Origin of the sequence: Pseudomonas sp. CJQ_9 (assembly GCF_043106615.1) — a bacterium.
Classification (GTDB): Bacteria; Pseudomonadota; Gammaproteobacteria; order Pseudomonadales; family Pseudomonadaceae; genus Aquipseudomonas; species Aquipseudomonas juntendi.
The window spans coordinates 84,966-98,566 of sequence record NZ_JBICMS010000026.1 but is presented as its reverse complement, the minus strand read 5'-3'; the positions used below and the strand labels follow the sequence as shown (position 1 = coordinate 98,566).

At 62.2% G+C, this 13,601-nt stretch carries 13 protein-coding genes and 1 pseudogene; 2 read left to right on the top strand and 12 right to left on the bottom strand.

Annotation, left to right across the window (positions count from 1 at the left end; genetic code table 11):
* Window positions 1-2 precede the first annotated feature (2 nt).
* The 5 genes and pseudogenes from ACF8SD_RS04590 to ACF8SD_RS04570 all read right to left on the bottom strand — a co-directional run bounded on the left by ACF8SD_RS04590 (window position 3) and on the right by ACF8SD_RS04570 (window position 5,387).
* Window positions 3-2,054, bottom strand: a complete 2,052-nt coding sequence (locus tag ACF8SD_RS04590) for a TonB-dependent receptor (RefSeq protein WP_392483946.1) — start codon at window positions 2,052-2,054, stop codon at window positions 3-5.
* A gap of 209 nt (window positions 2,055-2,263) precedes the next feature.
* Window positions 2,264-2,890, bottom strand: a complete 627-nt coding sequence (locus ACF8SD_RS04585) for a fumarate hydratase C-terminal domain-containing protein (RefSeq protein WP_392483945.1) — start codon at window positions 2,888-2,890, stop codon at window positions 2,264-2,266.
* Between the two features lie 10 nt (window positions 2,891-2,900).
* On the bottom strand, window positions 2,901-3,773 hold the full coding sequence (locus ACF8SD_RS04580; protein ID WP_054911565.1) for a fumarate hydratase: 873 nt from the start codon (window positions 3,771-3,773) through the stop codon (window positions 2,901-2,903).
* A 136-nt stretch (window positions 3,774-3,909) separates the two neighbouring features.
* Window positions 3,910-4,002, bottom strand: a pseudogene (locus tag ACF8SD_RS04575) (hypothetical protein); the annotation flags it as partial.
* A gap of 44 nt (window positions 4,003-4,046) precedes the next feature.
* Window positions 4,047-5,387 carry an MFS transporter gene (locus ACF8SD_RS04570; protein WP_173889283.1) on the bottom strand — a complete coding sequence of 447 codons (1,341 nt, stop codon included), beginning with the start codon at window positions 5,385-5,387 and terminating at the stop codon, window positions 4,047-4,049.
* Window positions 5,388-5,621: 234 nt separating this feature from the next.
* Between ACF8SD_RS04570 and ACF8SD_RS04565 the strand changes: the two genes are divergently transcribed.
* Together ACF8SD_RS04565 and ACF8SD_RS04560 are read left to right on the top strand one after the other, a co-directional pair.
* The gene (locus ACF8SD_RS04565; protein WP_392483944.1) at window positions 5,622-6,896 is read left to right on the top strand and encodes an OprD family outer membrane porin; all 1,275 of its coding nucleotides are present in this window, start codon (window positions 5,622-5,624) and stop codon (window positions 6,894-6,896) included.
* Between the two features lie 83 nt (window positions 6,897-6,979).
* A complete protein-coding gene (locus ACF8SD_RS04560; protein WP_392483943.1) occupies window positions 6,980-7,831 on the top strand; it encodes an alpha/beta fold hydrolase in 852 nt (283 codons plus the stop codon).
* 55 nt (window positions 7,832-7,886) lie between these two features.
* Here the strand turns inward: ACF8SD_RS04560 and ACF8SD_RS04555 are convergent, their stop codons facing one another.
* From ACF8SD_RS04555 to ACF8SD_RS04525, 7 genes are all read right to left on the bottom strand, one after another.
* On the bottom strand, window positions 7,887-8,651 hold the full coding sequence (locus tag ACF8SD_RS04555; protein WP_392483942.1) for an enoyl-CoA hydratase-related protein: 765 nt from the start codon (window positions 8,649-8,651) through the stop codon (window positions 7,887-7,889).
* Window positions 8,651-9,538, bottom strand: coding sequence for an amidohydrolase family protein (locus ACF8SD_RS04550; protein ID WP_392483941.1), 888 nt, complete (start codon window positions 9,536-9,538; stop codon window positions 8,651-8,653). Before ACF8SD_RS04550 ends, ACF8SD_RS04555 begins: the two co-directional genes overlap by 1 nt.
* Window positions 9,538-10,179 carry a carboxymuconolactone decarboxylase family protein gene (locus ACF8SD_RS04545; RefSeq protein ID WP_054911572.1) on the bottom strand — a complete coding sequence of 214 codons (642 nt, stop codon included), beginning with the start codon at window positions 10,177-10,179 and terminating at the stop codon, window positions 9,538-9,540. Before ACF8SD_RS04545 ends, ACF8SD_RS04550 begins: the two co-directional genes overlap by 1 nt.
* 3 nt (window positions 10,180-10,182) lie before the next feature.
* Window positions 10,183-11,394, bottom strand: a complete 1,212-nt coding sequence (locus tag ACF8SD_RS04540; protein WP_173889293.1) for a CaiB/BaiF CoA-transferase family protein — start codon at window positions 11,392-11,394, stop codon at window positions 10,183-10,185.
* 16 nt (window positions 11,395-11,410) lie between these two features.
* Window positions 11,411-12,091 carry a glutathione S-transferase family protein gene (locus tag ACF8SD_RS04535; RefSeq protein WP_392483940.1) on the bottom strand — a complete coding sequence of 227 codons (681 nt, stop codon included), beginning with the start codon at window positions 12,089-12,091 and terminating at the stop codon, window positions 11,411-11,413.
* Window positions 12,092-12,177: 86 nt separating this feature from the next.
* Window positions 12,178-12,804, bottom strand: coding sequence for a glutathione S-transferase family protein (locus ACF8SD_RS04530; protein ID WP_218581704.1), 627 nt, complete (start codon window positions 12,802-12,804; stop codon window positions 12,178-12,180).
* Window positions 12,801-13,559, bottom strand: a complete 759-nt coding sequence (locus tag ACF8SD_RS04525) for a GntR family transcriptional regulator (RefSeq protein WP_082416100.1) — start codon at window positions 13,557-13,559, stop codon at window positions 12,801-12,803. Before ACF8SD_RS04525 ends, ACF8SD_RS04530 begins: the two co-directional genes overlap by 4 nt.
* Between the last annotated feature and the right edge of the window lie 42 nt (window positions 13,560-13,601).

Below are 13,601 nucleotides of genomic sequence, written 5' to 3'. Positions count from 1 at the left end.
TGTTACAGGCTCATGTTCAACGACACGAATGCCGAACGGCCTGGGGCGGGCGAGAACATGGGCTGGTCGTTGCCGCCCCAGAAGAAGTTGTCGTACCAGACATATTCATATTCGCGGCCCAGCAAGTTCTTCACCTGCAGATCCACGCTGGTGGACGGGGTGATCCGGTAACTCACGCTGGCATCCACGACCACGAAGCCACCGTACTTGCCCTGCTCGTTGAGCTCATCGATGTAGTAGCTACCCTGTGCCCGCCCCTGCGCGCCGAACTTCCAATCGTCATTGTAGCGGTACTCGACGCCCACATTGCTGATGTAGCGAGGGGTGGAAAACACTTCTTTTCCTGACAGCGACTGGCCGTTGGCAGCCAGGCCCTTGACCACTTTCGCCTCCTGAACCGCGTGGGACGCCCAGACCGTCCACTGTTCATCCAGCTGTGCGCTGATCTGCATGTCCACGCCACGGCGGCGGGTTTCGCCGAGCCCCACCGTGGTACCGGTGCTGGGCATGTTCGCGACTTCATCGGTCGCATCCTGCTGCCACAGCGCAAGCCGCGCCTGGGCACCCGGGAACGGCTGGAATTTCACCCCAACCTCCTTGCCCGTGTTGATGGACGGGTCGTACGAGGCTTGCCCGGGCAGCAGGTAAGCCGGTTCCGCCGATCCGGTGAGCACCTGGAAGGTGCGCCCCCAATTGGCGTAAACGTCGATTTCGGGGGTGAGGCTGTAGATCACGCTGAGTTTCGGTTGGCGGATCCAGCCATAGTCCTGCAGGGATGCCTTGGCGCCGCCGAGCACCTCGGTGTTGCCGGAGAATTTATCCACCCGCATGGCCGGGATGATCTTCAGCGCATCGGTAGGCTGAATGACCGCCTGCACGTACCCGCCAATATTGCGCAGGGTGTAAGCGTCGTCATTTTGCACGCGCGCCGGCGGCGCGTCGAAGTCGGTTGGCACACCGTAGTTGTAGCGCAGGCGACGGTACAGGTTGTCCTGCTCTTCGTAGTTGATGCCGCCATCGAGCGTCAGCAACTCGTTGGCGCGCCAGGTCAGGTTGCTGAGCATGCCGCGCTGCTGCTCGTCCCACTGGCGTCGCTGGCGAGGTGCGTTGCCAGGCCGGTAATCGGTGAAAGTGACAGTGCGGTCATCGTTGTAGCTGTTGTAGTACAGCTTGCTGCTCAAGCCAAGGTCATCGGCCAGCTGCCAGTCACTGTGCAAACTCACCTGCTTCATGTCGCGGTCGTCACCATCATTGCCGTTCTTGGCAGGTGACTGGGTGCGGCTGGCGTGCAGCTGGTCACGGGTGAGGAAGCCCGGCTCCTGGGCTTGGTGATGATAAAGCCGGGCAATCAGCCCGACACGGAAGGTCTGGTCATCGTTGTTGACAAACCATTTGCCGCCCAACGCATATTTGTTCGAGTTGCTGTGGTCGCGGTAGCCGTTGCTGTCCTGCTTGGCGAGCATGTAGTTCTGGACGAAGTTGCCCTCCTCGTGGCCGACTGCCAACTGCACTTCACGGGTATCGAAGCTGCCGTAGGTCACCCGGCTATCGACATAGTTGCCGCCCTGGCGTGTGGCAAAGTTGATGTTGCCACCGATATTGTGCAGCCCATAACGCGGGTCGTTGGTACCGCGCACCACCTCGATGTATTCGATGTCCAACGGGAAAATCATGTCGATGAAGCGCTGGTTGCCGCTGTTGACGTTGCTTGGCACGCCATCGATCAACGTCTTGATGCCGTTGATGTAGCCCTCGCCGTTGAACGCACGGAAACTGACCTTGCCAGACTCTGCACCTTGGCCGGTTTCGGTCAACTGGATGCCTGGCATCTGCCCCAACAGCTGCCAGCTGTTCATCACGTTCTTGTCGCGCACCTGGTCGCTGCCAAGAACGTCGACCGAGGTCAGCACGTTTTCGGTGCTCAAGGCTACGCCGGCGGTCTGGGTGATGTTCACGTCACCGAGCGTGATGGTCGAGGTGCCGGTCTGTCCGGCGACAAGGTCAGGTGTGAACATTGCCGTAAAAATGGCAAACGATGCTTGGGGGAATCGCATGGAGAGTCCTGAGTCGGGCATGGGTTGTTGTATGGCAGACAAAAGCGCGGCAAGGCCAAAGGCCAGTGCCGCGTTAATTTATGTTATACCATAACCTTTTGCGCCACTAGCGTTGACTGCCGCTGCCCGATCACGCCTTGGCGCTGCGCCGCCTGCCCCAGCAGAACCGCCGGCTGCAGGCTGCTGGGGCCAGGCGGTTCTTGCCCATGCTAGGAAAGCTGACTTTTCTCCTGCCGAGCCTGAGCGTGCAGGCCTGCCAACACTTCCCCTGAGCGGGACCCGGCTGCCTGCGCATTCTGCGCGTACAAACTGTTCCCCTGCGCATCAATGGCAACCACTGCCGGCCCCAGGCCGTTCACATTGATTCGTGAAAGCCGATAGTGCGTGACCATCTCCGGCCAGCCGACCTCGACAACCCGCTGAATCGCCCGGGACAGCAAGGTGCAGCCGCCACCCAGGAAGGACAGGTATACGCACCCGACCTTCCTCATTGCCTCGACGCTATGTTCATCCAGGCCACCTTTGCCGCCGACCACCCGAAGGCCGAAACCCTCGATCAAGGTTGGCATGTACGGGTTGAACCGGGTGCTGGTCGTGGGGTTGATGTAGAGCATCTCGAAATGCTCGCCCTCCCCTTGGCTGTAGCCCCCAAGATGAAAAAGCGCTTGGCCGCGCAACTCGACAGGGGGGGCCTCGCCGCTTTCCAGGCAGTGCATCAACCGCTGGTGCGTGGGCAGGCCGGCGGTGATCACCACGTCGCCGTCAACCACCACCAGGTCGCCGGCACGAAGGGAACGGATAGCGTGTTCATCAAATGGCGCTTGAAGCCGCTTCATAGGGCGTTCCTCACTCGAAATAATCGACGCGACCGTCCGGGTGGATCCGGGCGGAACGACGTCGGTTGATCCAGCAGTTGAAGCACACGGCCACCGGCGTGAAACCATGGCCGGACGCGTAATCCACGTGCACCGCCATGGCCGTGCTATCGCCGCCGGTACCCATGGGGCCGAACCCTGTGGCATTGACGGCTTGGCGCAAGCGTTCTTCCATGTCCGCCAGCACTGGCTCGGGGTTGGATGTTCCGATCTGGCGCAGCATGGCTTGCTTGGCCAGTTTCGCGGCGTAGTCGAAGGTGCCGCCAATCCCGACACCGATCACCACCGGAGGACAGTGCTGAGGGCCAGCCTTGAGGACCACTTCCATGACATACCGCTCGATGTCTTCGAGGCTTGGAAAGGTGAAGATTTCCAGTGCTGCCCAGCGCCCGGAGCCCAGGGCCTTGGGTGAACAGGTGATCTCGACGTAATCAGCGTCATCGATCAATTCGAAGGTGGTGATGGGCATGTCCTTGCCCGCGTAGCCACGCTCAAGAGTCAGTGGGTTGGTCACATGGGCCAGCATGGGTGGCTGGATGGTGGCGACGAGGTCGCTGAACCCATCGGTGATGGCCTGCTTCACCGGCCCATCGAAATTGACCTTGGTGCCAACCTTGACGAAATACACCGGCACGCCCGAGTCGGAGCAGACAAAATGGTTTTCCTCTTCCGCCGCGCGTGCGCTGGCGATCATGATGTCCAGGGTCTGGCTTGCGGTCTGATTGCGCTCCACGGCCTTCGCCTGGGCAAGCGCGCGCTTGGTGTCTTCAGGGATTTTCTTCAGCGAGCGCTCATAGAGTTCGGCAGTCACTTGGCGTAGCAAGTCCGACGAGATGGTACCCATTACAGGCTCCTCAGCATTGTTCTTGTAAGAAGCCAGGCAAGCCTGGCTTGAGGTGTTGCGTCAAACGCGTTCAAAGGCCAGCACCAGGCCCTGGCCGACCCCAACGCACATCGTGGCCAAGCCGCGCCGGCCGCCCTGCCTCAGCCTTGCCCATTACAAACGGTGCTCTGGACATCGACTCGACCCCAACGGCAATGGCCAACACCATTTCGCCGCAGGCAACTGCCCGATTGCGGTTGTCCTCACCGGGCACAGCCCAGGAACACTTCCTCGTCAGTGGGCTTTAACGACGGGCTTGCCGGCTTCAGCCGGGGTGCCCAGCAGGATCATCGCGGCGCCGGTCAGCATCAGCACGCCATAGGCGGCCTGGGATGCGGCCATGCTGCCGGTCAGATCGATCAGTGCACCCACCAGCGCCGGCATGAACACGTTACCGACACCGGCCAGTGTGGTGACCAGGGCGATGCTGCCCGCTGCTGCCTTGCCGGTCAGCAGGCTGCCGGGCAATGTCCAGAACGGACCGGTCGCACCCAGAACCGATGCGGTGGCGACGATCAGCAGAATCACCGAGACAGTGGTGCTGGGTTGCAGAATGGCCAGGGTCAACCAGCCAAGCGCCGAAATGCTCAAGCAGATCGCCACATGCCAGCGGCGCTCCATGACCTTGTCCGAATGCTTGCCCACCAGGTACTGCGCGATCACACCCACCATGAACGGCAGTGCCGACAGCAGGCCGACATGGAACAGGTCGGTGATGCCCGTTTTGCGAATGATGGTCGGCACCCAGAATGCAGCCGCCACTGCGCCACTGAAAACCGCGAGTGCGGTGAACGCCAGCACATACACGCGCTTGTCCTTGAACGCCCCCCAGAGGGAATGGTGTTCGTTGGCATTGCTGGTGTCATCTGCCGCCAACTCGTCGAGAATGACTTGGCGCTCCTGCTCGGACAGCCACTTGGCTTCCTTGGGCGAGTTGTCCAGCAACAGGTAGGTGGCAACGCCCATCACGCAGGCCGGCAGGCCGGCGACCAGGAACAGTATCTGCCAACCCTTCAGGCCGAACAAACCGTCCAGGTGCTGCATGATGCCGCCCGCCAAGGGCCCGCCGATCATGCCGGAAATAGGGATCGCAGCCATGAACATCGCCGTTACGCTGGCTCGGCGGTTACGCGGCACCCACAGCGTGAGGAACAGCAACACCCCCGGGAAGAAGCCCGCTTCGGCCACACCCAGCGCAAAGCGCAGGATGTAGAACATGGTTTCGCTTTGCATCATGGAGAACGCCGCACAGGCGATACCCCACATGATCATGATGCGCAGCACCGTCTTGCGAAAACCGATGCGCTGCAGCATCAGGTTGCTGGGGATCTCGAACAGGATATAGCCGACGAAGAAAATGCCGGCGCCGATGCCGTACACCATTTCGCCGAAACCAAGGTCAGTCATGAAGCCGAGCTTGGCGAAGCCGATGACGTTGCGGTCAATCAGTGCCAAGACATAGCAGATCATGAGCAGTGGCAGGATCTTCCATTTCACACGGGCGAACGTCCGCTGGGCGAACTGTTCGTCGGTGTAAGCCTGGACGGCATCTGCACTTTCGCGCGCTGTGATCATTGTGGGTTGCCCTGTTGTTGTTATCGGTTTTGCCGTCACACGAGCGTGCCGCTCAGTGTACGGCTATCAGCCAAGCCCTGGGCGCTTGCTGTGATCCCATGAGACCGCTGCACGACCTAAAAGTCAATAGGTCATTTTTATAGCCTATTGACTTTTAGGCCGTCCTCGCCGGTAATTGTGGTGGGCTGACGCGATGCCAGCCGATAGAAACGCCCCCACATAGGACAGGTAACAATGACAACAAACCTGAACCGGCAGCTGCTGACGCTGACCACACTTACCCTCGCCGTGTCGTCAGGCGTACAAGCCGCTTTTCTCGATGACAGCAAGACCTCGGTGGACTCCAGAACCTTCTATTTCCAGAACGATTACCGCGATGGCAGCGGCCAGAACCGCGTCGAAGAAAGTGCCCAGGGCCTGACCTTTCGCTTCCAGTCTGGCTACACCGAAGGCGACATTGGCCTGGGCCTGGATGCAGCACTGATGTACGGCCTCAAGCTCGACTCAAGTCCGCAGCGAAGCGGCTCTGGTCTACTGCCGCGTAACGCCGAAAGCCGCCCGGGTGGCCCCAGCTATGCCCGCGAGTCACAGGACGAATACAGCAAACTGGCCCTCACCGCGAAGCTGAGGCTGTACCAGGACACGCAAGTGCTGGTCGGTACCATCAACCCGAGCCTGGGCGTGTTGCAGCCAAGCACCACCCGGCTGTTCCCTCAGGACTTCCGCGGCACCCAGGTCACCAACACCTCGATCACCGGGCTGACCCTGCGCGCCGGCAGGCTCGACCGCGCCCGCCACCGGGACTCCACCGATTACCAGGGCATCGGTATCGCCTACGCCAACGGGCAATACCCACGCACCGACAACCGCGACTTCAAATACGCCGCAGCAGACTACGCGCTGGGCAAGGATGTGGTGCTCAGTTACAACATCGGTGAGCTAGAAGACGTCTACCGCCAACACTTCGTCGGCATCAAAGGCAAGTTGCCGGCGGGGCCGGGGCGCCTGGTCAGCGACATCAGGCTGTTCGCTTCCCGGGAAGCCGGCGCTGGCGACGCCGGCGCTATCGACAACCGGGTGTACAGCGGGCTGTTCGGCTACGAGTGGAACGGCCACACGTTGCAGGCCGGCTACCAGAAGGTCGATGGCAAAGGCGCATACCCGCAGCTGGAAAATACAGCCACCTACCTGCACACCGAAATGATGCTGACCAACTTCGCCAAGCAGAACCAGGCTTCATGGCTGGCGCGCTATGACTACAACTTCGCGGCTGCCGGCCTTCCCGGGCTGATGCTGACCGTGCGCTATGTGAAAAGTGACAACGCCCACGTCGTCGGGGTGCAGCACGATGGCCGCGAGCGGGAACTGGATACCGATATCGGCTACGTGGTGCAAAGCGGCACGTTCAAGGACCTCGCCGTGCGCTGGCGCCATGGCGTGCTGCGCAGCAATTACCAGCGCAACAGCGACCAGGACCGCCTGATCGTCGACTACAGCTTCAAGTTCTGATCCAGCTCATTCCACCCTCCCCCACGCCGGCCACGCTCTGGCGGGTGGGGGGCAGGGGCTTCTCCCCAACCGGAAGGTGTTCAATGAAACTGTCGAAATTAGTCGCCCCTCTGAGTGTCTTGTGCGCAATTGCGCTCGCCCCGGCCGCCTGGTCGCAGGACAACATCGCCCACCGTACCATCCAGCATGCCGACGCCACCATCGCCTACTCGGTACAGGGCCAGGGGCCGCTGGTGATGATCCTGGCCTCCACTGGCCGCGGTAGCGCCGAATTCGCCCCATTGGCCGAGCAACTGGTGCGCCGCGGCTATCGCGTGGTCTTGCCCGAACCCAGGGGGGTGGCAGGCAGTAAAGGGCCGATGAAAAACGTGACGTTCCACGATTTCGGCGACGACTTCGCCAACGTGATCGCCGCCGAAGGCGGCCCGGCAATCGTTGCCGGGCATGCGTACGGCCAGTGGATCGCCAAGACCATCGCCAGCGACCACCCACAGGCTGTGCGTGGGATCGTGCTGCTTGCCGGTGGCGCACGCCAGTGGCCCAGCGAGCTGTCCGATGCCATCACCCGGATCAACGCCGAGCAAACGCCCGAGGATGAAAAACTCGCCGCGTTGCGCCTGGCCTTCTTCGCAGAAGGCAATGATCCGCGCCCCTGGCTGACCGGGTGGCACCCGCAGGTCACCCAAAGCCAGCGGGAGGCACGTGCCAATACCCCCAAGGAAAGTTACTGGGCAGGCGGCAGCGCCCCGATGCTGGACTTGCAGGCTGACGCCGACCCCTTCCGGCCCGAGCGCTCGCGCATGGAAACCAAGGAGGAGTTCGGCGACCGGGTAACGATCAAGGTCATCGCACATGCAAGCCATGCGCTGCCGGCGGAGAAGCCCTTGGAAACCGCCAACGCCATTGCCGATTGGGCTGATGGCTTACCTCGGTAAGCATGACGAAAAAAGGGAGATCATCACTGATCTCCCTTTGCGCCACCCCGCCTGATCAGCGCCCGACGAACACCGGGACGCGCTTCTCCACCACAGCCCGGGTCGCTTCACGGGCATCCTCGGTCGCCATCAGCCGGGTGCTGTAGCCCTGCTCGACCTGATAGCCGTCTTCGACCTGCATGAACTCGATCTCGTTGAGCGACGCCTTGCCCATGCGCAAGCCCAGCGGGCTCTTGCTCGCGATCAGCCGGGCCAGCTCCTGGGCCCGCGACATCAGCGCCTCAGGCGCCAGAACCTCCTCGACCAGGCCAATGCGCAGCGCCTCTGCGGCGTCGATCGACAGCCCGGTGAAGAACATCTTGCGCAGGTTGCCCTGCCCGATCAAACGCCCAAGGTGCGCGCCGCCGCCACAGCGGCCGACGTTGATCTCCGGCATGCTGAACTTTGCCCGTTCGCTGGCGAGGCGGATATCACAGACTGCCGCCAGCACGGTTCCGGCACCCAACGCAGGGCCGTTCACCGCTGCGATCACCGGCACGGCGCACTGGCGTACCGCCGCGAAACATTGCCGCACGACTGCCGCACGCGCAGGGTCTTCATCGACGGTCGCGGCAAGGAACTCGTGCAGATCCAGGCCAGCACAGAAGGCCCGATCACCGGCAGCGGTGAAAATCACGCAGTTGACCGCCGGGTCGTTTCCCAGGCGGGTGAACAGTTCGCCGATAGCCTGGTAGTGGGCCAAGGTGATTGCGTTCACCGGTGCACGGTCCAGCGTGACGACCGCCACGCCCTCGTTGATCTCAAGCTTCAAATCTTGCATCACGCGCTTTCCTTACTGTCGAAACCGAAAAGATGAGCAGGGTTGTCCACCAGGATCTGACGAACGATCGCTTCGTCCCCTACCCAGTTCATGAACACGTCCAGCAACTGGCCGACGTCCGGCGATTGTTCGGCCATGCGCACAAAGGGCCAGTCAGACCCCCACAGCAGCCTGTCTGGCCGCTTGTTCACCAGGGCCTGGTGGAATGGCTGCAGCTCGGCGTATGCAGGTGCCTGACGGGACACCCGGCACAGCGACAGCTTGGCCCACACCTGGCCGCTGTCGAGCAGGGCCAGAAACTGCTGGAACGCCGCACCTTCCACGCCGGCCGCCACATCGAATTGCCCCATGTGGTCGAACACGATCGGCATATCGAGATGCCTGACCGTCTCGAAGACACGCGGGCAGTCCTGGGCCTTGGCCCAGATGTGCGCGTGCCAGCCCCGTTCGCGCATGCGTGGCGCCAATTGGCACAGGGTATCGACGCCTATGCTGCCGGCGTAACGCTTGCCGCTGCTGGGGTCGAGCATCTCGATAAAGCGCAAACCGCGTACACCCGCCTGATGCAAGGTGTCGAGGCTGGCGTCGCTGATGCTCGCATCGGCAACGGCGACGCCCCGTGCCCGGCCGGCCAGCTCACCCAGGGCATTGACCAGGGCGCGGGTATCGGTGCCATAAGGTGCCGGCTGCACCAGCACGCCCCGGTCCAGGCCGACGCTGTCCAGCATCTGGCGATAGACCGAGGGCGCCGCCAATGGAATCGCATACGTGGCCGGGCCGGTGACAAAGGTATCGAGCGGGCCGAAGACGTGGCAGTGCACGTCACAGGCACCCGCCGGCACGCTTCGAGCGGTGTGCGCCGGCATGCGCGGTTCAATGGTGTCCATCAACGCTCCCCCATCGCAGGGTGTGCGCCAGCCTGGAAAACCGCCGGCGCCGGCTCTGTCAAACGCGGTAAGCCGCACTGGGCATCGGTTGCCACTTGCAGGGGCGCCTTGACCTCATCGGGCAACGGAATACGGTGCACGTTCAGGGTCATGGCAACCAAGGTGTAGTAGCCGATCACCGAAGACAATTCGACCACGCCCACCGTGCCCCAGCGCGCATGAATGCGCTCGTACACGTCTTCCTGAACGTCGCCATGCAGTTGCATCTGCCGGGCGAAGGTATAAATGTCCCAGGCCTCCGAGTCGTCGAACACCGGTGCCTCCCCTGCTGCAATGGCGTCGATGATCGTGCTCTGCAACCCGGCCTTGGCTGCGTCGTCGGCGTGAATATGCCATTCCAGCTGGCCATTCCAGCGCCGCGCAGTGACCAGGATCGCCAGTTCACTCAAGCGTTTGGGCAGCACCGTGTCGTAACGCAGTACCTCGCCCAGGCGCTGCCAGCGGTCAGCCAGCACCGGGTTATGCATGGCGGCCCGCAAAGGGCCCACAAGGCGCCCGCGGGGGCCACGGACAACGGCTTCATAAACTTCAGCCTGCGCCTCGGACATGGTGCGGGCATCAAACAGCGGAATTCTGGCCATGACTCACTCCTGCGAGGCGGCGGATGGAACAGGGATCGTGATGCCAAGCTCACGCAACACCTCAGCCGTGTGCTGGCCCAACAGCGGCGGTGCACGGTTGAAATCCAGGCTGGCATTGCGCATGCGAATCGGGCTTACCACTTGCGGTACCACGCCCGCCAGTGGGTGGGGCAGCTGACGCAGCATTTCTCGGGCCTGGACCTGCTCGTCGGCGAACACCATGGGCACCGTGTTGATCGGCCCGCACGGCACCTTGGCTGCTTCCAGCGCGCTCAGCCATTCCTGCAGCGGGCGCTCGGCAAGCCGCTCGGCGATAAGGCGCAGCAAGGACGGCAGGTTGTCGACCCGGGCCTGGTTGGTGGCATACAGGGGGTCGTCGGCCAGTGCTGGCACTGCAATCGCTTCGCAGAACCGCCGGAACTGACCGTCGTTGCCTACCGCCAGCACGATGTGGCCATCGGCACACTTGAAAACATCTTGTGGCTGTATGTTCGGGTGGCGATTGCCAGCGCGCTGCGGGGTCTTGCCCGATACCAGGTGGTTCATGGCCTGGTTCGCCAGCACCGCCGTCTGCACATCCAGCATGGCCAGGTCGATATACTCGCCCTCACCGGTGCGCTCGCGGTGCGCCAGTGCAGCCAGCACCGCCACGGTGGCATACATGCCGGTCATGATGTCGACGATCGGGATACCGACCTTCTGTGGCCCACCGCCCGGCAGGTCGTCCCGCTCCCCGGTCACGCTCATCAGGCCGCCCATGGCCTGGATCATGAAATCGTAGGCGGCGTTGTCACGCTTGGGTCCGGTTTGCCCGAACCCGGTAATGGAGCAGTAGATGATATCCGGCTTTACCGCCTTGAGATCGTCATAACCCAGGCCGTAGCGGCTCAAGGTACCGACCTTGAAGTTCTCCAGGACTATATCCGACGCGGCCGCCAGCTCCCTGACCACCTGCTGCCCGGCCGGGTCCGCCAGGTCGACGGTGACCGAGCGTTTGCCGCGGTTGACCGACAGGTAGTAGCCGGCTTCTTTCGTCGCGTTGCCTGCTTGGTCTTTCAGGAAGGGAGGCCCCCAGGTACGGGTGTCATCCCCGACCTCGGGGCGCTCGACTTTGATTACGTCAGCACCAAGGTCAGCCAGAACCTGTCCCGACCAGGGGCCTGCCATGATCCGGCTCAGATCGAGAACGCGGATATGTGAAAGTGGGCCTGCCATGTTATGGACTCCAGAGTTAGGTGGCGCTCGGCGCGTTGTCATCACGAATTGCGGTCGCGACCACGGCGGGGCGCGACTGGAACTGCTGATACCAGTGCGCCAGGGCCGGGTGGCCAGGGCGCCAGGCAATGAATGACCAGCGAAAATCCAGCTGGCCAAGCGCACAACCGATGGCGATATGGCCTAGCCCGAAGGGTGCGGCTTCAAGCTCGGCTGCCTGGGCTTCCAGGGCGGCGAGCACGGCGTGGCATTTTGCGTTGAAGGCATTGAGAAAGGGGTCGTCGGCACAGTCGTGGGGCAAGCCACGGTCGTTGTACCAGTTGCGCCACAGCAACAGCACATCGATGAAACCGTCACCCAGCGCTTGCCAGGTCATGGCTTGCAGGTACCGGGCGCGGTCGGCCGGGACCAGCCTGGTGCCATTGTGCAGGCCATCGAGAAAGTCACAGATGACACGCGAGTCGTAGAGCTTGCGGCCGTCAGCCAGCACCAGCGTAGGAATCTTGTTCAAGGGGTTATCCAGCATGACCTGATCATTGAGCTGGTTCATGCCCACGACATTGCGCACGCAGGTGACGCGGTCGAGCAGACCCGTTTCGTGCAGTACGATCATCACCTTGCGTACGAACGGTGAGCGCGGCGACCAGTGCAGGGTCATCGCTTGGCTTGCCGGGTGGGGAGTAGAGACAAAGGTCACTTTTGATCCTATGTGCTAACTTTATGACCTTTTCAGTATAGACCTATCTGAAAAGCGCTTGCCATCCCCCGGGCAATGATTTTTTCTCAGGCGTGCGCAGGCGCGCTCAACTGGCTGGATTCGCGCGCCTCGAAGCGCTGCTGCCATTGGGCAAGCTGGGGGTGGCTGGCATGCCACGACACGTCGGCGAAGCGAACCGCCAGGTAGCCCAGGGCGCAGCCGATCGCGATATGGCCAATACCGTAGGCAACCGTATCCAGTTGCGCCACCTCATGCTCCAGCAATTGCAGGGTCGATGAGAGCTTGAGTGCGCTGGCGTGCAGGAAGTCCTGCTGCTGTTGAGCCTCGGGCCGCTCACGTTCATGTCGCCATACAATCAGCGTGTCACACAAGCCATCGCCCAACGCCTGCCAGCGCAAGGCTTGCCAACGCCTGTCGGCCTGCTGCGGGTACAGCCCCGGGCCGTGCCCGAGGGTATCGAGGTATTCACAGATCACCACAGAATCGAACAACACCGAGCCGTTACCCAGCTCCAGTGTTGGAATGCGCATCAACGGGTTGATCGCCAGCAGCGCAGCATTGGGCACGTACCGGGAGACCTTGGTGCGCACACAGCGCACCTGGCCTGCCAGCCGGCGTTCATGGATCACGCACATGACCTTGCGCACGAACGGCGACAGTGGCGACCAATGCAGCGTCATCCCGCCAGTCATACGCTGACCTTGACGTCGAGCCTGACCACGTCACCTCGGTATACCCCATCCCCGACGAACACCAACCGCCCCTGGTCATCGATGGCAGACCGGTAACAATAGGCAACCGGGGCATTGAGCGGGATCTCCAGCGCCTCTGCAGTCGCCAGGTCTGCCGTGCCAATGGTGATCGTCTGGTGCACTTCCTTCAGCGTCAGGCCGGGCAGGTCCTTGAGGATTCGCAAGGTAGTGTGGGTTTCAAGCAGTTTCGCCGGAATCTTGCGCACCAGCCGCGCATCGATGAATGCGTTACCGATGTAATACGGTTTGCCTTCGCGCAGATGGCGGCGCCGCCAGCACCGGTACTCCGGTGCCATTTCACCGATCTTGTGCTGCACATTGACAGGCTGGGCCTTGACGTCGAAAGACAGCACCTCTGTCGTGACCCCTTCCGGTGACAGCAAGAGGCCCGACCAGTCGGTGGGCACTTCACACCACATCTGCTCTTGTGGCTGCTGGATGACGAAGGTGCCCTTGGCACGGAAGCGCCGTATCAGCTTGTCCTCTTCGAGGATGTCCAGCGCTTGACGCACCGTTGCGCGTGCGACGCTGCACTCCGCGGCAAGGTCATCCACCGTGGGTATCTGCCCGCCTACCGGCCACAAGCCTTGCTCGATCCTGCGGCGGAACAACGTGGCCAGCTGGATGTAGCGGGCTACGCCACTGCGGCTGAAATCAATGCCTGACTTGCTGGCCAATGCATCTAGGTCTTTCATCAATTGGTCTCGTCTGTGAGCCCCGTGGGGCATGCCTTGATC

What these genes read in the sequence shown, in the direction of transcription:
- ACF8SD_RS04590 (WP_392483946.1), bottom strand. Translation starts at nt 2,054, where the DNA reads ATGCGATTCCCCCAAGCATCGTTTGCCATTTTTACGGCAATGTTCACA.
- ACF8SD_RS04565 (WP_392483944.1), top strand. Translation starts at nt 5,622, where the DNA reads ATGACAACAAACCTGAACCGGCAGCTGCTGACGCTGACCACACTTACC.
- ACF8SD_RS04545 (WP_054911572.1), bottom strand. Translation starts at nt 10,179, where the DNA reads ATGGCCAGAATTCCGCTGTTTGATGCCCGCACCATGTCCGAGGCGCAG.
- ACF8SD_RS04540 (WP_173889293.1), bottom strand. Translation starts at nt 11,394, where the DNA reads ATGGCAGGCCCACTTTCACATATCCGCGTTCTCGATCTGAGCCGGATC.
- ACF8SD_RS04570 (WP_173889283.1), bottom strand. Translation starts at nt 5,387, where the DNA reads ATGATCACAGCGCGCGAAAGTGCAGATGCCGTCCAGGCTTACACCGAC.
- ACF8SD_RS04580 (WP_054911565.1), bottom strand. Translation starts at nt 3,773, where the DNA reads ATGGGTACCATCTCGTCGGACTTGCTACGCCAAGTGACTGCCGAACTC.
- ACF8SD_RS04530 (WP_218581704.1), bottom strand. Translation starts at nt 12,804, where the DNA reads ATGACTGGCGGGATGACGCTGCATTGGTCGCCACTGTCGCCGTTCGTG.
- ACF8SD_RS04550 (WP_392483941.1), bottom strand. Translation starts at nt 9,538, where the DNA reads ATGGACACCATTGAACCGCGCATGCCGGCGCACACCGCTCGAAGCGTG.
- ACF8SD_RS04585 (WP_392483945.1), bottom strand. Translation starts at nt 2,890, where the DNA reads ATGAAGCGGCTTCAAGCGCCATTTGATGAACACGCTATCCGTTCCCTT.
- ACF8SD_RS04555 (WP_392483942.1), bottom strand. Translation starts at nt 8,651, where the DNA reads ATGCAAGATTTGAAGCTTGAGATCAACGAGGGCGTGGCGGTCGTCACG.
- ACF8SD_RS04525 (WP_082416100.1), bottom strand. Translation starts at nt 13,559, where the DNA reads ATGAAAGACCTAGATGCATTGGCCAGCAAGTCAGGCATTGATTTCAGC.
- ACF8SD_RS04560 (WP_392483943.1), top strand. Translation starts at nt 6,980, where the DNA reads ATGAAACTGTCGAAATTAGTCGCCCCTCTGAGTGTCTTGTGCGCAATT.